At 52.5% G+C, this 20351-nt stretch carries 18 protein-coding genes and 1 pseudogene; 6 read left to right on the top strand and 13 right to left on the bottom strand.

The annotated features are described in order from the left end of the window. Nucleotides 1-36: 36 nt before the first annotated feature. The 6 genes from ACZ445_RS07175 to ACZ445_RS07150 all read right to left on the bottom strand — a co-directional run bounded on the left by ACZ445_RS07175 (nucleotide 37) and on the right by ACZ445_RS07150 (nucleotide 3574). On the bottom strand, nucleotides 37-582 hold the full coding sequence (locus tag ACZ445_RS07175; RefSeq protein WP_464708143.1) for a DUF3800 domain-containing protein: 546 nt from the start codon (nucleotides 580-582) through the stop codon (nucleotides 37-39). Between the two features lie 58 nt (nucleotides 583-640). Then, nucleotides 641-940 (bottom strand): hypothetical protein, encoded by a 300-nt coding sequence (locus ACZ445_RS07170; protein WP_464708601.1) that lies wholly within the window; start codon nucleotides 938-940, stop codon nucleotides 641-643. 124 nt (nucleotides 941-1064) lie between these two features. Continuing rightward, entirely contained in the window at nucleotides 1065-1682 is a 618-nt protein-coding gene (locus ACZ445_RS07165; RefSeq protein WP_464708142.1) for a hypothetical protein, read from the bottom strand. 591 nt (nucleotides 1683-2273) lie between these two features. Further along, a complete protein-coding gene (locus tag ACZ445_RS07160) occupies nucleotides 2274-2663 on the bottom strand; it encodes a hypothetical protein (RefSeq protein ID WP_464708141.1) in 390 nt (129 codons plus the stop codon). Nucleotides 2664-2665: 2 nt separating this feature from the next. After that, nucleotides 2666-3136, bottom strand: a complete 471-nt coding sequence (locus tag ACZ445_RS07155) for a hypothetical protein (RefSeq protein ID WP_464708139.1) — start codon at nucleotides 3134-3136, stop codon at nucleotides 2666-2668. A 42-nt stretch (nucleotides 3137-3178) separates the two neighbouring features. Continuing rightward, complete coding sequence (locus tag ACZ445_RS07150; RefSeq protein WP_339550281.1) at nucleotides 3179-3574, bottom strand: DUF6957 family protein; 396 nt, start codon at nucleotides 3572-3574, stop codon at nucleotides 3179-3181. A 155-nt stretch (nucleotides 3575-3729) separates the two neighbouring features. Between ACZ445_RS07150 and ACZ445_RS07145 the strand changes: the two genes are divergently transcribed. Then, nucleotides 3730-4185: a helix-turn-helix domain-containing protein gene (locus tag ACZ445_RS07145; RefSeq protein WP_464708138.1), complete on the top strand. Its 456-nt coding sequence runs from the start codon at nucleotides 3730-3732 to the stop codon at nucleotides 4183-4185. A gap of 569 nt (nucleotides 4186-4754) precedes the next feature. Then, the gene (locus ACZ445_RS07140; RefSeq protein WP_464708137.1) at nucleotides 4755-5381 is read left to right on the top strand and encodes a hypothetical protein; all 627 of its coding nucleotides are present in this window, start codon (nucleotides 4755-4757) and stop codon (nucleotides 5379-5381) included. 94 nt (nucleotides 5382-5475) lie between these two features. On the opposite strand, the gene ACZ445_RS07135 is transcribed toward ACZ445_RS07140, so the two are convergent. The 3 genes from ACZ445_RS07135 to ACZ445_RS07125 form a co-directional block, all read right to left on the bottom strand. Beyond that, nucleotides 5476-6510, bottom strand: coding sequence for a DNA helicase UvrD (locus ACZ445_RS07135; RefSeq protein ID WP_464708135.1), 1035 nt, complete (start codon nucleotides 6508-6510; stop codon nucleotides 5476-5478). Next, complete coding sequence (locus tag ACZ445_RS07130) at nucleotides 6495-8057, bottom strand: ATP-dependent nuclease (protein ID WP_464708134.1); 1563 nt, start codon at nucleotides 8055-8057, stop codon at nucleotides 6495-6497. The genes ACZ445_RS07135 and ACZ445_RS07130 overlap by 16 nt, the downstream gene beginning before the upstream one ends. A 184-nt stretch (nucleotides 8058-8241) precedes the next feature. Further along, nucleotides 8242-8712, bottom strand: a complete 471-nt coding sequence (locus ACZ445_RS07125; RefSeq protein WP_464708599.1) for an SH3 domain-containing protein — start codon at nucleotides 8710-8712, stop codon at nucleotides 8242-8244. Nucleotides 8713-8895: 183 nt separating this feature from the next. On the opposite strand from ACZ445_RS07125, the pseudogene ACZ445_RS07120 reads away from it, so the two are divergent. Continuing rightward, nucleotides 8896-9153 (top strand): annotated as a pseudogene (locus ACZ445_RS07120) (LysR substrate-binding domain-containing protein); the annotation flags it as partial. Nucleotides 9154-9321: 168 nt separating this feature from the next. Here the strand turns inward: ACZ445_RS07120 and ACZ445_RS07115 are convergent. Then, nucleotides 9322-9912 (bottom strand): hypothetical protein, encoded by a 591-nt coding sequence (locus tag ACZ445_RS07115; protein ID WP_346609416.1) that lies wholly within the window; start codon nucleotides 9910-9912, stop codon nucleotides 9322-9324. A gap of 78 nt (nucleotides 9913-9990) precedes the next feature. After that, entirely contained in the window at nucleotides 9991-10467 is a 477-nt protein-coding gene (locus ACZ445_RS07110; protein ID WP_346609415.1) for a hypothetical protein, read from the bottom strand. 144 nt (nucleotides 10468-10611) lie between these two features. Between ACZ445_RS07110 and ACZ445_RS07105 the strand changes: the two genes are divergently transcribed. The 3 genes from ACZ445_RS07105 to ACZ445_RS07095 all read left to right on the top strand — a co-directional run bounded on the left by ACZ445_RS07105 (nucleotide 10612) and on the right by ACZ445_RS07095 (nucleotide 14878). After that, on the top strand, nucleotides 10612-11901 hold the full coding sequence (locus tag ACZ445_RS07105; RefSeq protein WP_464708132.1) for an RES family NAD+ phosphorylase: 1290 nt from the start codon (nucleotides 10612-10614) through the stop codon (nucleotides 11899-11901). Between the two features lie 678 nt (nucleotides 11902-12579). Then, on the top strand, nucleotides 12580-12981 hold the full coding sequence (locus ACZ445_RS07100) for a hypothetical protein (RefSeq protein WP_464708131.1): 402 nt from the start codon (nucleotides 12580-12582) through the stop codon (nucleotides 12979-12981). Nucleotides 12982-13300: 319 nt separating this feature from the next. Beyond that, nucleotides 13301-14878, top strand: coding sequence for an ATP-dependent nuclease (locus ACZ445_RS07095; RefSeq protein ID WP_464708130.1), 1578 nt, complete (start codon nucleotides 13301-13303; stop codon nucleotides 14876-14878). A 25-nt stretch (nucleotides 14879-14903) separates the two neighbouring features. Here ACZ445_RS07095 and ACZ445_RS07090 read toward each other — a convergent pair whose 3' ends face one another. After that, nucleotides 14904-15455, bottom strand: a complete 552-nt coding sequence (locus ACZ445_RS07090) for a hypothetical protein (RefSeq protein WP_464708128.1) — start codon at nucleotides 15453-15455, stop codon at nucleotides 14904-14906. Between the two features lie 200 nt (nucleotides 15456-15655). Beyond that, nucleotides 15656-20248 (bottom strand): NACHT domain-containing protein, encoded by a 4593-nt coding sequence (locus tag ACZ445_RS07085; protein ID WP_464708127.1) that lies wholly within the window; start codon nucleotides 20246-20248, stop codon nucleotides 15656-15658. Nucleotides 20249-20351: the final 103 nt, after the last annotated feature.

Genomic DNA, 20351 nt, shown 5'->3' with positions numbered 1-20351 from the left:
TTCTTCCGAAGCTTTCTCTTCGTAGATCTGAGCGACTTAGCCAGCGAAGAAATCTGCAACCTGAACCAGAACGTTGTCCTTACTGGCCATCGTCTGGAAGGCATCCTTATCGCCAAATAGGTCGTCCACGAATCGTTCTGCAACGTAGCTTTTGAGGCTCGCCTGAAATTCCTGGCCACCATGCTCGTCTACGATCATCTGGAGGTCAGGGTATGCGCGGAACAAACGTTCATAGAGCAACCCGTTCACGTATTTTATGAACGAGGTCTTGATACGGAGGCCGCCGTCTTTGTGAATTCGGGACTTATCAACGACGGTGAAATAGAGCTTGGATGGCAGCTCAGCTAGCTCGTTGAGGATTCGGGCACGGCGATCTGAATCTTTGGGCTTCAGATTGCTGGATTTGATCTCGCCTGTTTGAAAATGACGCATGCGGAGTGCTTCAGCTTGGGCATAAGCAGCTTCCAGGTCTTTCTCTGCCACCAGAATGGAGCACACGACGAAAAAGCCCGAGCTCCCTCCTTTTGACATATCAAGGTCAGAGTTCCCGGACTCATCCACAAAGGCATATGTTCTGTCCATGAGCTTGCTCCATCAACAACGTACTGAGCGCAGTGGTCGCTCAATGCCAAGGGCGAACTCAGTTCGTCGCAGTGGTACTGCCTGGAGCGGGGCCCTCGCTGAACGTGTAGTTGATGACCACGTCATTTCGGATCAGGACGTCGAGCGTTTTCTGAGTCCCCGTAGTCGTCACCTTCATGGTGACCACGTAGCTTTGGGCATGGGCTGAGCCATTGGTGTAGATGTAGATCCACTTCTCGTCAGTCTCGCTGACTGCGCTCTTAGCGTAGGGCTCACCAAACAGCGACTTCAACTCAGCAGTCGTGGTTTTGCCTTTGGTGATACTCGCTACACTAGCCGCCACTCCCTTCGTGATCATCGCCTCGAGCGGCAGAGCCGAAGAGTTTGGGCTCGGTGAAGCCATAGGTTTCGATGAGGCGCCGAGTCTCCCCTTCCTTTCCTCGTATCGCGTCAGTGGGCCTCATATCTCCTCTTCGCCCTGATTAACTAAGTGGAGGAATCCCAAGGCGAACGTTCCCTAGCCCCATAGGGCCCTGACTGTCGGGATCACCCGGCCACGCCTCCACGATGGTTCCATGCGGCGAGACCATGTACACGGCTTCCAGAGTGAGACCTTCGCCTTGCAGCATCGACGGCATCATTCTGATGATGGGCGGAGGAACCCAGAAATGATCGTGGGTCGCATATATCATGAGAATGACGTCGCCCCCATAACGTTTTTGATTTTTCTTCCTCACGAGTTTCTTAAAGAGCTCGGCCATTTCACTGCCGCTCCAAGCCCCGGTGGACTCTTTATAGTGTCCGACCTCTTGTATAGGGGCAAACTCGGCAAGCTCTAGCCACTTCACACCAAAGTCAGTTTCTACTGTGAAGTCGAGATCGTTTTCCTTCTGAGGGAGCAGATTATCAAAGCGCCCAAACCGCTTAAAATGAGGCCGCATGCCTTGGTTATCTGTACAGAACATCTCAGCAAAGTGCTGTTCAATTTCGGGCTTCCCCGCAGGTAGCTCTTTCTCTACACATACAGCACCCTCCGGGCCGACCTGCAACGTTAATGCAGTGCCTCGGGGCTTCTTTCGCTCACGCTTAGGCTGATCCATTCTTCCTCCAATGCCTTTGTGAAATGTGCCCCTCGCATGCTCGCTTGTGCGTGAGCATAGATGATTAGGGTGTATTCCCGATCCCTCGACAGCGGATCCTCTGCAGCCGTTGCCGAAACTCCGAGTTTAGCTCCACCATGGATTCAGATCGACTCACCTTTAGCCTGAATTTCGTGTTCCTCCCTACCCACCCGAGACATTGAACGGTCGATAAGCACAAGGTCACCTGATAAATCCCGGCACCGATCATGCTGTAGTCTTCGACCCTGTCGAGGTAAATGTGACGTGCTCGAATGTCGTCAGCAGCAAGCGAAGGAAAGCCGACAGGCACCTTAAAAGAGTAGAGAGGAAGGTCGGTTGTGCTAGGGTCAGTAGCGTTTTCTGATGGGTATCGTAGAGGTCGTAGTCCGCTCCAAGAGCGATGGGAAGGAGGAGCCACTTGCTCGATAAAGATGCAAGCGGAGCGCGCAGGTCATGGATGGCCGCAGGCTTGAGGATGAAAGCCCGCTAGGGGCCAAGATCCGCCGTAGCGGAGCTTGGTTCACGACAGCTGCCCCCGAAACGGGGCAAGCCCAAACAACAATGCGACGGCTATTGCAGACGACTAGGTGTTGAGATGTACCGATCACCTGCAATGCGCAGGAATTCACGCAAGCTTCGTCGCCCTACATCACGACGGAAGGTCGCAATGACGTACTTGGAGTTGACAGTGGTGATCACCCAAAAGCGGCCCTCCTTTTTCACGCTCTGAATGTCCGAAGTCCGGAGTAGTCGACCATCCGAGAATCGCGGATCCGCCAAGGCAAGGATATTGCCAAATACAACACCAACGGCGCTGCACGCATGGATATGCACATTCACGAGGTAAGCAGTGATCAAGCTCTCGTACTCTTGACTGACAGCTTTTGCGATGCGAACGAGGTCAAAGTCTGAGTAACGCTTCACATGCAGGTCGACTGCAACAGTGTTGATCTCGACCATGGCTACATAGCCTCCGCTGCTGAAGCCAAATCAGTGGTCGCAGCACTGCGCCGGTAGAACTCCTTCACATCGGTCAAGGAGTTAACGTCAAGGTCACGCTGATGCGTATTCACGTACACCTGACCGCCCTCGACCTGCAGAACACAGATTGGCACTTCTGCCTGGTTGAACCCCATGGAAAGTGATTTCAGCTTTTCCATCTTCCAACCTGACCCTTTGTTCATCCATGCCGGGGTAACGACCTGGACGTCTTGAATGACCATGCTCTCGTCTTGGGAGACCAGCAGCTCTACCAAGCGAGGCTCATCGTTCAGCATCTCTTCATAAGCTACGAACCGTCCCTCATGCCGGCGCTTGAGGCTTACGTGATACCAATGGGTCGCGAGGGTTCGTGACATCGCGTGAAAATGAGCGAGGCCGTCGCCGAACATTCCAACAGGGCCAGCTTGGTCTTGCATGCAAATCCGGAACATCGTGTATCTCGTATAGAGCAAGCCCGCATAGCGCACCTGCGATTAACATAAGCCGAATATTGTCTTCAGTGACGCAGTCATTTCGCGCCCCTCACCCACCAATACGTAGACCGTGTTACGCGTCTCGAACAAGCAAACGCCATCGAATGATTTGCACAGGGTCGAGCGCACCCACCCTCCAGGCGGAAACCGTCCATGCCCGTCATAGATAACGCAGTGGGCATACATGAACATTGGCTCCAGACCGGACGCTCGTACTTTCGCAAGTGACTCGGGGGATTCGTCTACGTGAAAGATGAGCCAGTCCTCGACGGTGCAATACGCCTTGCCAGGGAAGCGTTCGGCTACTAATGCCTCTACCTCGGCGTGAGACAGCGACGTGCCTGCTGAGGAGATCCGCCCGTTCTGGAGCAACTCGTGCTCAGGAGAATTAGGCATAAATTGATGATCCTGTTGGCGACAAAGAAAATAAGGTTATACGCACGCACAGATGGCTAAGTGGTACACCAAAAGTCCCATCGCAATGACTATATACATTTGTGTGGGACACATCAAACGCGGCATACCGTCTCCTTTTGGGAGAGGTGAGCTGGATGTCCTTGCGGAAGGCATATGCGGCAACGCTACAGTGGCTGAGGGTTCGACGTGGCTTATCGCAAGCAGACCTCCAGCATCAGACTGACCAAGGTCACATAAGCCGGCTGGAGGCATCGACGACGTCAGTAAGCGTCGACCTCAGTGCCGACATCGCTAAAGCGCTAGGCTTAATGCCACTGTCCTTTCTCACGCTCGTGGCCGCTGCCGATGAGGGCAAGACCGCGCGCTCAGTTTTGGATGACACAATGAAAGAACTCATGCAGCTTGGAGTTCTAGATGAAAAGCTACCTGCCGAACCTCAAAAACTCACAACACCACAAAGAACAGCTGCCGCAGGAAGGCTCAAAGCGGTACGCGAACTCAAGGCAGCAGGCCTTTCTCAAGCGGAGGTTTGCCGGCAATTAGAACTGCCCAAGAGCACAGTTAACCGGCTGTGGTACGTTGGCGGTTGACCGCGTTCAGGTCTCAAACTCAAGAATATCAGCGGCCTGCCTTGCAACGAGAACAACGTTCCGATCAATAGGTTCTGATCCCTGATCGGGTCGCTCAAGATATGGAGACTCAGGAATCTCCTGTCGGTAATGCTTTAGGACGTAAATCGCCCGCTTTCGCTTGCCACGAAGGGAAATGAAACCTTGATCCTTGGAAACCGCCTCCGCGACCTTTTTCATCTCACTATTCAGTCTTGCCTGGTCTAGAGATGACGCCATTTCCTCAGCCTCATCCGCAGCCTGCTCAAATCTGTCGAGTGCCTCTGTGAAGTCCTGGTAGTCACCTACCTCAATGACTACTGGGCTGCCGCGATAACGTACCCTCTGAAGCTCAATTAAGCGCCGAAACCGTGCCCAGCATAGATCAGAGCCATTTTTCGATGTCCCCGCAAAAAGGACACTATGACCTCAACCTGAGATCACGCTTTCTCGCGCAGTAGCCCAAGCCAGAAAACCACCTACTGGTTGCCGATAGTCCACCCAGACTCGTAAAGTTCTACACCATGGACTGGCCAACGTGAGGAGACGATATGGATGAGGAATCGCTACCGATGCTCGAACCGGAGCTTGAGGCCATCCAGTGGCCGGCAGACTTCTCCGGCCAGCAGCTGTTTATCCAGGGTGAGGATTGGCAGTACAACGCGATGCTGAACTGGTCTCACTTTCGTGCCGACCTCTATGCTTTTGCATACAAAGATGCCGCCGACGGTCTTGTGGAGGCGATGGCGAATCGTCAGGTGCCATTGGACAGCGGCATTTATCCTTTGCTTTTTCTGTACCGCCATTCCTTGGAGCTGCAGTTCAAGCTGATGCTAAAGAGTGCTCGCGCTCTGACAGGCAAAGAGCCCAAGAACTACGATAAGCATCCCTTGATGCCTCTGTGGTCGGAGTTGCGGCATCTGCTCAAGGACTTGGGGCTAGAGCGCTCTGACGTCAACGCTACTGCTGTTCACGAATTCATTCGCCAGTTGGACAACATCGACCCAGACTCGATGGCGTTTCGGTATGCGACGACCAACAGTGGTAAAGACCATCTCCCAGACGTTACGCATATCAACATCCGGCACTTGCGCGAGGTGCTCAACAGCGTCTTCGTTTGGCTAAACGGCACATACAGCTGGATTGGGGAGATGGAGCAGGGCCAGTCTTTCGACTGATCACGCTAGGTGTCATGCCCAGCGGTTCCCCTTCATACTGAGCATACTTTCTGGACAAGGTCTTACGCCAGACATCACCACCCATGGCTACGACCTAGTCCGTTTTAAATGGTTTGAAAAGTTTTTCGGGCGCTAGGTACAGCCTTCCGCGAGTCCGTGAGAACGCAACATAAAGCTTGTTTTTTGTCTGTGGGGGGAGCGCGGCGAGCGAGGACGTCTGATAGATCTTCCAGTGAGTAGTACCTAGCACAACGCACACATCGTTGTAGTGATCCAAACCCTTACTGGCGCCCCAGTTGTTAGACAGGCACCCGTACTTGTAATGCTCCTGATAGAACAGCTTCACCACGTTGCCATCGGCGTGTACGGCGTTAGCATCCACTTGATTGGACAGAGGAATGATTTCGGTTTCGTAGGTATGCTGTGACTGCATATCAATCTGCAGATGTGTTCGAATAAAATCACATACGGTGACACCGCACCTCCAGCTTCGGCTCAGTGTTTCCTTGTCGACAGTCACACCCGCCTTTTGAAAAAGCTTTTCGTATTTCCCGATGTCGGCGTGTAGCGAGCTGTTCACGTTTCCATCACGACTGGTGTCGAACGTATGCTGGTAGAAGTCACCTACAAATAGCATTTCAACCTTGGCTTTCGCTAATGCCATTAGCAGGTTGAAATCATGACCTGCTAGGTCTTGAACTTCGTCGACATAAAACTCATCGTAAAAGCGCTCCATTCGCGCCATCACGCCAGGAATTGCATTAACGGTCTCTAGGAGCTTTGCGAGGCGATTGTGGTAAACGCTGCCGCTTGTAGTGGCGTAATACGCCATATTGTCCCGTTTGAGCTTTAACGTACGGGCGTGCGGAGCTCGAAAGCTGATTCCCCGCGTCTGCATATGCACTTGCAGCAGAGGGCGATAGCAGAAGCTATAAAGGAACGTGAAATAACTCAGCAGGTTGATGTTTTTTGGGACATGGCCAAACCGTTTGATGATGCTATCGCGCAAATGGCGATAGTTGTTCTCCGTGTAGGTGATTATCAGTGCGCGCTTTTCTAGGCTCAGACGCTTCACTAACAGGGTGGTCTTCCCTGACCCTGCCACGGCGAACATCACTCGTTTATCCATTGGATTGCCTCCGCGATGTAGGCAGGAACGGTGAGCTCGCCTGGCTTTCCCTTGAGCAGCTCAAACGCGGCTTCTGCCTTGTTTGCCAGCATGTATTCCAAGGGGGAGAGAGTTTTTCGTCCTGGGCCGAAGACGGCCTTGCAGGTTTCCTCGTTGTCGTTGTGCAACCCTATTTCGAAGGTTGAACGGTCATTGTCTTTGTCGGCAAAGACTTTGGCATTATCCGAAGCGAAGTCGACGTAGTTTTCTACGCAGTTTTTCTGATAATCCTTGTCATTGTCTCGTATGGCTGCGACTCGAATTCCGAGCAGGTTAGCGAGCTCCATGTACCTTTTGAAGCTGGTGCCCCCAATAGAGATTATGTGAACGTCATCGACATGCGGTAGACGCCCATTTGTACATTGCTTATAGAACTCTTCCACCAGGATGAATTCAGCATCACCTTCAACCAATATCACCTTCTTCGAGAGCGCGAACTCCAGGACGTTGTTGTCCGGGGCCTTCATGAAGAATTCTGCGGTGTCAGGTGATAGGGCTTTAAGTGAGCCAGCAGCTGCATTCGGGCCGATCAAAAGGGCATGCCGAAGATCAAGCCTTGAGCAGATATGGCTGCTGTGGGTTGCAATGAAAAGCTGGGTACTCTCGTTCTCCGCTAGCTTGGCGACAAGTGCTTTCATGGAGGAATGGCTGAGGTGGTTCTCAGGCTCCTCCAAGAGCATTACATCCAAGCCGCCTTGCTTGTGCTTGCTCAGCGCAAATTCAGTCTTGATGAAGCACTGCCTTCCTTTGCCGTGGTTCTCAAGCGGAATATTGTCTTCCGTGATGATTAGGTCAGTTTCCAGGTTCGACCGGACGCTACTCCGTACGTCAAACTGATACGCGGGTAGGTCAGCGTTGAGCGCTGCGAGATGTTGTCCTGTAAAAGCCTGCTTGCCTTGGCGGTACAGGTTTTCAAGTTTATAGCGGTCTTCAACGGGGGCGTTGAAAGCGTAAACGGCTCGGGTGTATTCACGAGACGCGTGATCGCCATCAATACGTGAACCGTCTAGCATCATGTGCTTAATGGGGCGGTTGAATGCTGCGTAGGGCCTGCCGGCGAACGTTTCAAACCGCACCGCATAATATTCGAATGGGAAGTTTGGTTGATCATCAGCCAAGATGGCTTGCACCGCTTCGCCATACTCGGCCATCACCGCAAGGATCATGCGCACGCCGTCAGTCTGGCGCTGGTGGGAGTTGTTGGTTCCATACAGGCCTTCGTCGTCACCTTCCTCTAGGAACACGTCGACTATCAGCTCAGGTAGTTTCTCCAGGCTCTTCTCCCCAGCAAGGAAAGTGTCAACCGAATCCTTGTTGAGCAGAGCTTCTGCACCCAGAGCTTCAATGCGGTTGCGACTCCCGCCGAGCGCGAGGTCTAGCGCGAGCAAAATGCTGCTTTTTCCTGCCTCATTGTTGCCAATCAGCACATTCTTCCCAGACTCAAAATCGAGCGTGAGCGTTTTGAATTTTTTGAAATTCTGAATTACCACTTTCCGTATGGTGTGCATGTTTAGCCCTGAGCTGGAAAATCAAAAAATGAAGTTGAACCACATGGTTGTTGAGTCAGGTGGCTACGGATTTATAGCCAATAGATATCCGTCTGCAACGAAACCTCGTCAAGAGATCGGCTCGTTTACCGGCTAAAGCGCCTGCGAGAGTGTAATCCCCGGTAAGACGTCATCAGATAATCGCTCAAACGCCGTACCGTTTGTTACCGCCAGAGGTAATGCAGTATCGACCACCCCTAGGCCCTATACACACGTTTCCAGAGGAACAGGGGCACGAGGAACCGTAAGCTGGAGTCTGTTGGCGAGCGGGCAGTGGAAGCTGGGCCGACGGTCTGGGCTTCGGAACAACGTAGCAGCCAGGCCCACTGCATAGACTCTTGGACGAAAGCCATTTCGAAGATTGACCATCAATGCTGATGCGCGCCCATTCATTCCTAGTTTCGAAGACCTGAACCTTTTCCCCGCGCTTCAGTTTGGAGATGACCTTTCCACCTGGTTGATCCCTGACATTGAGATTATCAGCACTCACAAAGTGCTCAGTTGCGGAAGCAGGAGCCGGGGTTGGCGGTGAGGCCGGGGAAATCGACGCTTGCGTATTCGACGAGCTAAGAGCGTGTGGCTGTACCGGGGCTGGAGGCGTGTCTTTCTTCCCCATTGCCCACAGAACGGCAAAAAGAATCAGGAGCGGGACAAACCATGACTGGGACTTCTTGCGCATATCCATTGCTCTCATTCGGCACGTATTGCAACGGCTGTCTTTCTGACCAACCTGACGTCATTTACCTATTGCGAGCTTAGCCAAGCTTCCACTTTATGCAGCTAACCTTGCTAGAAAAGCTTCGCGCCTCCTGTGACGCACCAGATTGGCGATGGCGAAGGGATGATCCTGGCTGCAGTTGCCAGTGTGAGACTGTGCCAGATGCCTCGTTGTTTGTTCAGAGAAGACATCGAAGCAGGCAGGTTGGTGGAGGTGCTGGGAAACTACGAACCCGAGCCGGTAGATGTTCATGCTGTATGGCCGAAGGTTTCTCACCTGCGGCCAAAGGCTCGATACGTGGTGGATGAGCTGGTCAAGGTTTGCGAGCACTGGCAGTGAGATTCATACCTGGTGACAATGGAGACCTGAGGTGCATCACCAATCGTTAGTTGATCCCAGCTGAAATGGTGTGTCACCGCACTATCTACCCGCTGAATAACCTTATGCGAAAAGCCCGTGACCGGGGCCGTCCACCTGACTCGATAACCGGGTTTTCATCTGATCGACCTAGCGCTCCCTAGGAACGTAGTAACCGTCGGGATACGGCAGCCGACCGTTTATGAATCTCACAAATTCGAGAAACGTAGCCAATGCAGCATGTAGCTCTTCTTCGGTTCCGATGGAGTTCTCCTTAAACGCATGGATCGCGTTTCTTCGACGCTGCACCATACGCACCCATGGCTCCCAATCTTCTTCCGGCGACCATATTTTTCGCTTGAAGAAGATGATCAGTGGTTCTAGGCTCACCCCGTCTGGATCGAGAGTATTTCCGGTTCTACTGCTCTTGATAGCTTGGGTATCTGCTAAATAGTCTTTGTAGTAGACCGACAACAGCAGCTTCATCTGCCCCTCAACTAACGCGCCAAGGTTTGCCCAAGCTAGGATTAGCTGGCCATCGCTCAATGTGCCGCACCATGAACTCAGCTGTTCCGCTAGCGAGCTTTGCCATTCAAGCATGGACTTGTTCAACAACTCGGCGGCTTCAATTGGCGCCCACCCATGAGCACCCTTCCAAAAGTCCATCATGCGCCGGATCAAGGTTGCGATGCGTTCTACTGTCTCGGGGAGGGGAAAGGTGCCAGCGTTCCTATGAATCATATGAATAAAAATCCTGAGTTCAGACCGAGAGGTGGGAGGCCCGCTCGTTGCCTTCTTGGGCGAATCGGCGTCTTCGACCTACTGCGAGCTTTGCCATGCTTCCATTTTTTTCAGCTTACCCTGTTCAAGCAGCTTGGGTTTCGCCAAGTAAAGCATCGCGAGTAATAACTGTCGTTCTGCTTGGGATGGAAACCATTCAGCCACCTCGACGTTGCAGTGCTTGGAGTCGCTCAGTACCCATTTCACTATCATGTCGGCAGCAGCCCTGTAATGGTCAGCCATGTAGAGCCGCCGTCCTTCAACACGAAATTTACGATCAGCTAGCTGATCAGTTACGTCAGTGATGCCCGCATCACCGAAGAACGCATCGGTATCTGGGTAGTGAATCCCTGCAAGCGATACTTTGGCGACCCCTGCCTCTCGGTCAAAGTACGACAGGAAGTGCCACCCACCAGTGGTGCACCCTGGGTGAGGAAAATTGATTGCGGCCTTGCCAGTTATGTAGTGCCGGCGAGAAACGCGTTTGAGGTCAAAATCGAAGAGCGGTTGCACCATGTGACATGCCTCTGTGCACCTGTGCTACTGATTGCCAGGACACACCCTGAAGACGGAAGACTGAGGCGCAGCAAGTTTCCATCGGGCTCAGCCTCTGACGCGACTTAGAATCACCCCCATCTGAACTTTGCTAGGCACAGCCCCATGGACGAAGACCTGATCTGCCACCAATGCTTGAACGAAGCCTATCTCATTAGGTTGATCAGGCGAAGCGGCGTGACTGCTGAGTGCTCGTTCTGCCTAAAAAAGCGTAAGGCTATCCCATTCGAAGACCTGATCAACATGGTCGACAATGTCCTCCAGAAGTATTGCCACCCTGGAGCGATATACGATCAGTACGATGACAATGGTAAGCGCTCTGAGACCGAGCAGACCGGGGATCCCCTTGTCTTCCATGTCGCAGAATTGCTTGGCTTGAATGAGGATGACCCGGTCGTAGAGCGTGTGCTCTGTGACCTGAACGAAGGCTCCCATTACGACATCATGCAAGGAGGCGAAGCGAGGTACAGCGATGATGAAAACTATGAGTGGAGAGTGATTCGACCAAGAGATGCAGAAGCTCGATGGCTGAATTTTCAGAACGAAATGAAGCATGGAAATCGGTTTTTTAGTCAGCATGCCAAGGGTTTTCTGGACTGGCTGTTTCGAGGAGTTTCATCCTTCAAAAGCCCTGATGGCTCGATGTCCGTTGTCAGAGAGATTGTCGATGACCAGATCTTTCGTGCTAGACGCTGTGATTCCGCTTCAGAGTACGACTCGATCATTAGTAAGCCTGCCGCAGAACTCGGCCCTCCACCCAAGGAGGCCGCAGGTGCTGGCCGAATGAACCCTAAAGGGTTGGCCGCTTTTTATGGAGCTTTTGACCGAAAGACCTGTGTCGCCGAGCTTCGCCCGCCAGTCGGAGGACGAGTCGTAAGCGGCGAATTCAAACTCACAAGACCCGTTCGCGTCCTGGATTTCATCGCACTGGATGAAGCCTACGAAGCGAGGCCGTTGAGTGCGTTTGAAGCCAACTACGAAGAGCAAATGGGTAGGCGCATTTTCTTGAAAACGCTCCACGCAAAAATTACCGTTCCTGTGCTTCCGAACCAGGAACACGAATACCTGGCTACCCAAGTCATGGCAGAGTTCCTAGCTACACAATTCGACCCGCCGCTCGACGGTGTACTGTTCGAATCCGCTCAAGTGCGGAAAGGCACTAACCTGACCCTTTTTAATCATGCGGTGGTGGCTTCACTCGAACCTCGAACTGCTTTCACGAACCTAGATGACTTGCTTAGCACCAACTCATCGCAGACGCCTGCGATTGAGTACGTGCCTGACACGTTGGTAAGGCATAAGGTTTGTCGTGTCAAATTCATAACTGAAGACCTGCAGCGCGATGATGGTCAGCCAGAGTCCGACGAGCATTACGACGACTGGGATGATTACTAAAGGCTATGTACGCAGACGTAGGTATTAGAAGATGCGCGGCTGCGGCAGTCGTCGTTTTGGCTGACTTATGCCTTTCGCCACCGTTTGCATTGGATTGAGTTCAGCGAGTCGTGGAGCTCATGTGCACTGGTCACGTGCGATGCAAATGGGTGGCCTAGTCCATGCAATTACCCACCTCTCTTGCGGAGTGCTCAGCCGCAGTGTTTTCGCTAACGCTACCTACCTGGGATGAACGCGCTGCCGCTCTGGCCTCTTTCAGCCTTCGCTCAGCGTACATAGCAGGGTCATCAACTGGCAGCGGGTAGCCGGCAGCGGATAGAGCTTCGGCGCGTTCTTCGATGAGTAGGCGCTCGGGATCGCGAACCTTTTGGTAGGCTCTGCCTGGTACACGTCGAGTTGTGTCCATTCCCGGTTCCCCAGAAGGCTGATGACTAAGAGCGACTAAATTATTTTTAGAACGATAACAGAACGCTCTAAATAGAGATGCTGCGCTGCGAATCAGTGGAGCGGGATGCGTTACGATCTATGCTTCCTAGACACGTAAACCCAGAGCAAGCGGAGCGCGCAGGCGTGAGGGATGTGAGCCCGTAGGGTCGAGACACGCCTTGGCGGGGCTCGATTCACGGCAGCCTGACGCCGCAGGCGGCACGCCATCAACGCCAACAAGAGGTGACTCAAATGCCCGACGATGAACTCCGCGAACTGGAGGCCAAGAGACGAAAGGCTTTGTGGATGCTTGCGAACATATCTCCAGGCGATTCGAAGGCGTTCGATGCTTTATCCATACTCGATGACCTTGACCTTCAAGAACGAAAAGACTCCCCTCATGCTGACAAGGCACTCGAGCTCAACCAGCTTCGGGATTGTGTCACGCTGCAGCATCACCACTCCGGCATCGACATCATCCTGGAGCAGACTATTCCGCAGCCATGGAGGGAGCGCTTCAATCAAGCAAGTGTCGGTTCGACCAGGTTTTTTGACGGGCCATACGCCTCAGACTGGGATAAATTTCTGGTTGAATGGGAGCGTGAGATGCAGCATCTGCAAGAGCATCGACTTGCAAAGGCTGCTAACAGCTAGAACGGCTGGTTCGAGCGATGTAAAGCGTATGCATAAGCAGCAGGTGTAGCCGCAAATAGTCACAACCCTCAGACAGGAGGCACACTGTGGAAGTCCAGCTTTCTTCATTGGTTTGACGCCTCTGGGATAGCTCCTGATAGCTATCCTAAACCACCAGTGTGAAAGCTCCCGATGCCAGAGAGTAGAACTCTTGCCAGCACCTCTGCTTCCGTCTCTCTAGGTACAATACGAGCGTGACGCCTGCACCGTTCGGAGGCTCATTTTCAGAAGATGTTTAATGAGTGCGCCTACCAACATCAATTAGTAAAGGAATACGATCTTGCATATTAAAAGCTTTGGTCTGCTGGGGCTTCGAACACTCTGCCTCAACAACATCATGCAGACCAACTCCCTCAATCCGCGTGATGTTCCACAAGTCGAAGCCTCACAGGTTAATATTTTTGTCGGCCCAAACGGCGGCGGCAAGTCAACTGTGCTAGATATGGTGCGCGCACTCAAGGATGTTGAGATTATAAAAACGATTGCTCGTGAAAACATGCGATCAACTACCGTGGCGGCTTCCATCATCTACTTTGACAATGGAACTCGGGCAGCTTCAGTATTCAACAAACTAGATATTGATGAATTTGGCACATACATAGCCGTTACTACACGAGACGACACGCACTTATTCAAGGGAAGCATTTACAGTAAATCATCGAAACCTCCAAAGGAACTTTTAAAGGTTTTAGATAAACTGGAAGCAGTAATTAGTTTTCGCTCATCACACGACGAACGCGGAGTTTGTATTAATAAAATCATCAACGCGCTCAATAATGATGGCAAGCATCTAGTGGGACTCGCGCCGCACCCATTGCAGCCCGACCAAGTAGACTATAAAAGGCCTCCGAATTCAGATGACGCCTACAAGCATGCCAACCCAGTTAGCTTTCTTGACAAGAACACATTAGGTGTCTACCTCAACGATGATTTAGGTCAGTACAACCATATCCCAATAAAGATGCTGCCGTCTGGATGGCGGGCGTTTGCTGGGCTAATAGGATGGCTGAACTCTGTTAATGATAACCAGATATGTGTCATCGAGGAGCCTGAAGTCCACCTGCATCCAACACTTCAGAGACTCATGATGGCTAGGGTTTCTGAAATCGTCACCCGCAAGAACCTTCAGCTTTTCATCTCTACGCACTCGTCTGTGCTTCTAGACATATCAAGCTGGTCTGTACCAGACACAAAGCTATTTGAAGTCAATGGATACGCATTATCAGAATTAACATCACCTGCAAGGGCTCTGTCAGGGCTCGGCATAAAGCCAAGCGATGTTTTCCAAGCCAACGGCGTGATATGGGTCGAAGGGGCGTCTGATCGAATCTACATTTTGCACTGGCTTTCGCTCTGGTGCTCGACACATGGTAAATCCATGCCCATGGAAAACCTTAATTTCTCCTTCGTTCTTTACGGCGGGTCTATGCTCGGCCATTTCACATCAAATGCTACGCCAGGATTAATAGACATATTCAGTATAAATAGGAACTCCATAGTAGTTATGGATCGAGATCTGGACTTTCATCGCGCAGCTGACGGCACTGATGAATGCATTAACCAAAGCTGCGTGAAATATCAGGTTTGGACAGACATTGCTGAACATGAGTCGAAGACAGGATATTGCTGGGTGACTGAGGGCTATACGATTGAAAGTTATTTGCCAGCAGCTTTTCGAGACAAGCATTATCAGATTTTCGGCGCTAGACTAAAGCAGATTACCAGCTATTCAAAAGTTACTGTCGCCGACAAATTCGTAACTGGGGCCAGCACTTTCAACCATAGCCATGATCCACAAACCGACTTGCCAACTCAGATTGAAAGGCTTTTCAACACTATTGAGGCATGGCAGTTGTAGGCCTAAGCCTCGCCTAGAAAGGAAATCATAGGTCTGCATCCCAAGCATCCATTGCCTCGCTCACAGTAGCCAACCAGCGGAGATGATCGTTCTGTATGGCAATGGCGACGTGCCTGGCTGTGTTGGCTTCGACCCAAGTCGGGAGACTCTCTATGGTTTCTGTGAACAGACTGGCTGTAGCAACAGCGAATCGCCCCGTACTTGTACACTGAAGGCACACGTAGCGCACAGCAGCGCCACTAGAGAGCCGACGCCAAGCCACTACCTCAATACCGTCCTGCAGCTCTACAGTGGCCTCAGCAGAGGTATCAGCCTCCTGCCCCACCTCAACGGCTGCCACTGCTTGGCATAGCCCACTAGACGCTACGGGTTTGTGGACAAGATGCTTCAACTGCTCACGGGAGGCGACAATTTGTTCACGGAGCTCTTCTGGATCGATGAAAATCCCTCCCTCTTGAGTCACCCGGAGGGTCTTGAAGCTGTTCGCTGCCCGGATGAACTCACGCTCACGCGCTTTCTCCCGCTCGGGGCGGCGGTCAGGAAACAGCCTGCTAGTTAAGCGATAGAGGTTGATCATGTAGGGCTCCGGTGACTAGGTGGTAGCTAAGGCACACCGGTAGGCTATCACCCAAAGCCTCCCTGCACGAAACGCTGGCATGGAACAGCCCATGGGTTGTCGGTCGGGAGGGTGATGCGGCGGGGTTGAGCGCACTCCACAACTGGGGGGCATAGGCTAAAAGATTGCGCTTGCGCCCAGAGTAGTGACACCTTCCGCGCTCACTCATCCTTAGTACCGTTACAGCGATCCTCCTTCCATGATTCCATTTTTGGCCTCCCTCGCTCGAACCAAACTACACCCTCAGACCTTCTCGATGCTGCATGAGAGTTCCCTCCGCCTGGCCACACGCCTCGCTCCGCGACAAACGTCCAAACACACGCCAATCCTTTCTCTTTCAACATCCGCTCAAATATGTCCTGTCGTATGAAGGCGTGTGAACCATCGTCAGGGCCCATGCGGCTGATCAATTGGGGCTTCCCTAGCGCATCTACATAGACACGTGGATCTGAGAGCATCGAGGTAATGGACAGCTGATTTGCCAACCAAGGGGCTGGTAAATGCGCAGAGGCTCCCTCTGGAAGAGAGGCATCCAAATGGGACTCCCAATGATATTTAACGCAGGGAAATGCTACCTCGAGCTCACCTTGGTTATGAAAGCTGGCAGGTGTCCACATCAGCTGATCCCAGGTAAAGCGCCACGGGGCCTCAAGCAGATAGCCGTCGTCCGTGCAACTGCGTCCCGACCACCTCGAAACATCCAGAGAACGCTGATTACTCAGAAAGCGAATCAACTGTTTTTGATCTTTTTTCCTGACAACGACAGGCATGAGGAAACGCCATTCCTGCTGACGTAGCCCGTGCTCTCGGCTCTCCCCATCGTCGTAACGATTCGTCACGGAGCGATGCTCGTAAAGGGCTAGCCACTTTTCCCCAGCCTTGTCGGTTCGGCCTACGAGACTAGGCATCCCGAGGCTAGGGTCAAGCTTAAACGGCCATTGCTGTAGGCAGTCTTCGGATATTTCCTCGAGAACAATTGGTGAGATATCTACAGAGTCAGAACCCGCATCGGACAACCCTTGAAGAACTGTAGGGTCGATGTCTCGATGGAAACCTAGATCGATGGATGAACGGTAATCACGTGTTCCATCGACTCTCGCTTCGGAGAGCCAATTACTATCCGCTAGCCGGCAAAGGAGTTCATCGAGCGCAAGCCACTCATATTTGGCACCAATGCGCTCATAGAGTGGCCTCTCGCGGGAATAGCTGTGACGGTGAGAGCTATCCGATGGGAAGCGTTCTTCTGTCCATCCGAAGTCATAGGCCCGCTTGGCCACCCACCGTTTGGCCGCCTCCATGTCGACGCCTTCCAACGTGCGCGGGTACTTTTCCGAGCGGACGATGCACCATCTGAACTCGTCGGGAAATCTTCTTTTTTCGTCAACATCCAGTAGATCAACAAGCCTTTTCTCTAGCTGCTGAAGCTCCTCGGAGTGGTCATGCGCCTCCAGTTCCTCGAACTCTTCAACCGCCTCCACCCCCTCGACTTCCTCAAACTCCTCAACCGCCTCTACCCCCTCGGCTTCCTCAAGCTCATCAAGCTCATCAAGCTCATCAAGCTCATCGAGTATTTCGAATGGGCGGAGCAAGAATCGGAACGGATTAAATTGGAGAACACTGATCGCATCGACGATTTCTTGCCTGTCTGGGTAAGGGGCAATTACCTCTGTATCGAATCGCTCGTTCATCTCGGATTGCGTGTGAGGCATTTGAGAAGTCAAAGCAACGCTCGAAAATGAGCTGACACGATGCTTGATCTCATCAGCGAACTCACTTATTCCGCCAGTGCAAGAGCGCTTGATTTCGTCACCTCCGGCTTTTGTGGCGACATCATCGAGAAGAGCCTGTGAAACAGTTAATTGAACAGGCTGAGATTTATAAGGTGGCCTACAGGCGCCGAGATCGACCTCGGTAGGCAGGCAACGATAGTGGGCAGCCAGCTCAATAATCCCGGATGCATAGTCCCTCAGCATGATCGATAGCGGAGCGCACTGCTCAGAGAAAACCATCCGGTAAGCTACCGGGGCGTAATGCTCCAACCGCATTGGAGATGGATCGATACAACATGCGCCATAAGCAGCCCCGTGCAACCGTTCCATTACGTAGAGATCATCAAGGCCAGCGAACCTCTTACACAGTTCACCGTAGAGCTTGACCTTCGAAAACAGCAATGCGGATAGCGCCTTGGTCGCTTTGTCTCTGATTTCTCTATGCGATGACGCCGTCAGCCACGTGACCGCGAGCCCGCAAAGAAGCTGTACGTGCCGATCCGTTTTCTCGGTCTGACTGGTCAAGCACCAGTCCAGGAGGCGGCGGATCGTGCTGCCATCCGCCATATCGAAGTCGTTGATTTTCACCGTCCAGGAAGCATCACGCTCTGGCATCATTTTATTAATCAGAATGTCGTGGAGTAGTTCAGCGTTCCAAGGATGATCAACGTTGGCACAGAGTTCGATCAGCACGTAGAGCTGGCTATCATCGACATCCAAGATCGCCTGGTAAATTTGCCAAGTGCGCTCCGTGAAAGCATTCGCCCCCCGCCAACGCAAGCTCTCCAGGAAGGCGCCTCTGACCGAGTCTTCGTTGATCCAGATATCGATATCTCTCGGAAGTGCATCCAAAAGCTCTGAGCCGAAACGCTCAGGAATTTGGATAGACAAGGCTTCAGCCAGACCAGCCCACTCCCATTTGAATCTGTCGCCGTCAAGAATGAAGCTCAAAACCCCGTTCTCCAGTTCGAGCTCTGGATCCGTCACCCCCTTGAGCAGAGCGTCCGCCATGAGGTGGTCTTGGAGTCGCTGGAAACTGAACCTCACGATATCCTCGACCGGAGCAAATGGATCAATTTCAAGCCGGCGCGGTGGTGGGTCGAGTCGGAAAATTCCGTTCTTCTGCAGGACGTCAAACCAGGTTTTGGAAGGTGGTGAAGAAAAATTCGAAAACACCTCCGCTGAAATTCGCACAGCATCGGCCAAAACCACGTAATCGCGCCTCTCTGTGGCCATCAGCCTGGCGATGGCCGAGATTGCCGCTGTAGTAGGAGCGACCAGATCTTCGCTGCCGTCTCTTCCGACACCTAAATTTCGTGCAACGCTGCGGATGTAGAATGCAAAAACCTGCTTCGTGCCATGCAGCCCCTTGGGGAATTGCTTACAACCGTCTCGGGCAAGGGCAACGCACGCACTGCGAAGAAACAGCGGATTCACAAACTCAGCTGAGAGCCAAGGCGTATCCGGCTGGGAAATGCCTCTCTTGTGCAGGTAGATCTTCGCGGCCCTCGATTGCTCTTCATTCGTCACGAAGCCACGAATGGTGAAGGCAACTGTCGTCTCCATCACCTTAGGCGGAACTACATACGGCGTGTACTCAGTACGACAGGTGACGACAAGAACGAGGTTCTCGTAAGCGTTGACTCGGGCAATCAGAGCGGGAAGTTCATTCCTCCATAGCTGCGCACCCGCACCTTCGTTGATGGCATCGATGAGAATGAGTCCGCGCCTTTGAGCGGCCTCAGCGGCAGAACTCATAGCCTGCAAGAATATCTCTGGCTCAACAGTCCCCAGCCCGAGTATTTCTGTCGCTTGCCTCCAAAACCCCTGAGAGCCTAATTGCTGCCCCAAAAGTAAAACCACCGGATGCCCATCTGAAATCGCTTTTTGAGCAACGGAACCGAGTGTGTGCGACTTGCCTGTGCCAGCCTTCCCTGTCAGAAGGGCAAAACGGTTTTGCTCAGCGGAATAGAATTTCCCTTCCAGCTTTGAACTCAATCCGTAGAGGGCATTTGAAAGCTCGTCCAGCTTATGGCTAAGGTAGTTCATGTCCGAAGAGGAGTATTCCCTTCTGGATTCAGACTTTGGCATATTTTGCCAAGCCCAGGCTTTCAATTCATGGACGCTATTAGAGGCGTCTGACAAAGCAGCGACGCAATCAACAATGGGCCAAGCCCCCCAAGAGTCAGAGCCAAACCTGCTGCCGAATGCCGCAACCTTGGATGCCTCCTGCTCGACACGCTGGATACCAGCGATGAGGCTGGCGTCGGAATCATTTTTTATGAAGTGGTTAAACCTAGCGGTCTTTGCGATAGCGAAAAAAGCAGACTTCAGCTCGGTTATGACCTCTTCGTCCCGGAGGAGCACTTTGAAGAGGCTCTCGATTCCAACCTCTACGTGATCTTCTGGGTGATATCGCTCATCGAGTGAATCTACGGCGAGTTCCACATTCTTGTGGAACCATTGCCCAGACATTTCCAGCTCGCCAAACCAGAACTTCCGTAGGCCCTCAGCTGTAGGGTGTAACAATTTGTCGGTCAGGTCAGACGCCGTCCAGGCCACGAACTCAACCGTGGGGATACTGCTTTGGGCACAAAGCGCTTCCCAGGCAAGCTTGTGCGTATTCCAGTGCTCCCACCCTTTCTTCCCTGCGCCCTGCGCTCCGCTACGATCAGTAAGGTCGCAGGGAATGGCAATCACGTACTGTTTCAGGTCAGGGTGAGATTTCAAAGCCTGCTTTACCGACTCGTCGATTTTGCTCCAATCGACATCCCGTGATCTGAGGTAATACTTGGCTTGATAGCCGACCTCAGAACCGTCCTGAAGCAGCCAATAGCTCTCGATCCCTCCGTCGCCTCCCGAGCCTTCGATTCGCCTGAACTCTTTGGCGCTCTCGGGGCGACTGCGCCTGGCAAGTTGGCAGACGAGTTCCTCGAAGGACAATCTTTGCCCATCGTCCTTTCCGATGATTTTTGAATAGTCCATTAAACGTCCATCTGTAAGCCGGATTTTAAGCGCCAGGGCACTGTTCCCATTTGGGCTAGGTGCTCAGCGGCAAGCGATAGGATTCAGGTCTACCCCATGGCTC

The sequence above is a fragment of the Pseudomonas allii genome (assembly GCF_055380095.1).
This window is presented reverse-complemented; position numbering and strand designations above follow the sequence as displayed.

Coding starts and splice junctions, on each gene's coding strand:
- ACZ445_RS07175 (WP_464708143.1), bottom strand. CDS start 582: ATGGACAGAACATATGCCTTTGTGGATGAGTCCGGGAACTCTGACCTT.
- ACZ445_RS07170 (WP_464708601.1), bottom strand. CDS start 940: ATGATCACGAAGGGAGTGGCGGCTAGTGTAGCGAGTATCACCAAAGGC.
- ACZ445_RS07165 (WP_464708142.1), bottom strand. CDS start 1,682: ATGGATCAGCCTAAGCGTGAGCGAAAGAAGCCCCGAGGCACTGCATTA.
- ACZ445_RS07160 (WP_464708141.1), bottom strand. CDS start 2,663: ATGGTCGAGATCAACACTGTTGCAGTCGACCTGCATGTGAAGCGTTAC.
- ACZ445_RS07155 (WP_464708139.1), bottom strand. CDS start 3,136: ATGTTCCGGATTTGCATGCAAGACCAAGCTGGCCCTGTTGGAATGTTC.
- ACZ445_RS07150 (WP_339550281.1), bottom strand. CDS start 3,574: ATGCCTAATTCTCCTGAGCACGAGTTGCTCCAGAACGGGCGGATCTCC.
- ACZ445_RS07145 (WP_464708138.1), top strand. CDS start 3,730: ATGTCCTTGCGGAAGGCATATGCGGCAACGCTACAGTGGCTGAGGGTT.
- ACZ445_RS07140 (WP_464708137.1), top strand. CDS start 4,755: ATGGATGAGGAATCGCTACCGATGCTCGAACCGGAGCTTGAGGCCATC.
- ACZ445_RS07135 (WP_464708135.1), bottom strand. CDS start 6,510: ATGGATAAACGAGTGATGTTCGCCGTGGCAGGGTCAGGGAAGACCACC.
- ACZ445_RS07130 (WP_464708134.1), bottom strand. CDS start 8,057: ATGCACACCATACGGAAAGTGGTAATTCAGAATTTCAAAAAATTCAAA.
- ACZ445_RS07125 (WP_464708599.1), bottom strand. CDS start 8,712: ATGGGGAAGAAAGACACGCCTCCAGCCCCGGTACAGCCACACGCTCTT.
- ACZ445_RS07115 (WP_346609416.1), bottom strand. CDS start 9,912: ATGATTCATAGGAACGCTGGCACCTTTCCCCTCCCCGAGACAGTAGAA.
- ACZ445_RS07110 (WP_346609415.1), bottom strand. CDS start 10,467: ATGGTGCAACCGCTCTTCGATTTTGACCTCAAACGCGTTTCTCGCCGG.
- ACZ445_RS07105 (WP_464708132.1), top strand. CDS start 10,612: ATGGACGAAGACCTGATCTGCCACCAATGCTTGAACGAAGCCTATCTC.
- ACZ445_RS07100 (WP_464708131.1), top strand. CDS start 12,580: ATGCCCGACGATGAACTCCGCGAACTGGAGGCCAAGAGACGAAAGGCT.
- ACZ445_RS07090 (WP_464708128.1), bottom strand. CDS start 15,455: ATGATCAACCTCTATCGCTTAACTAGCAGGCTGTTTCCTGACCGCCGC.
- ACZ445_RS07085 (WP_464708127.1), bottom strand. CDS start 20,248: ATGGACTATTCAAAAATCATCGGAAAGGACGATGGGCAAAGATTGTCC.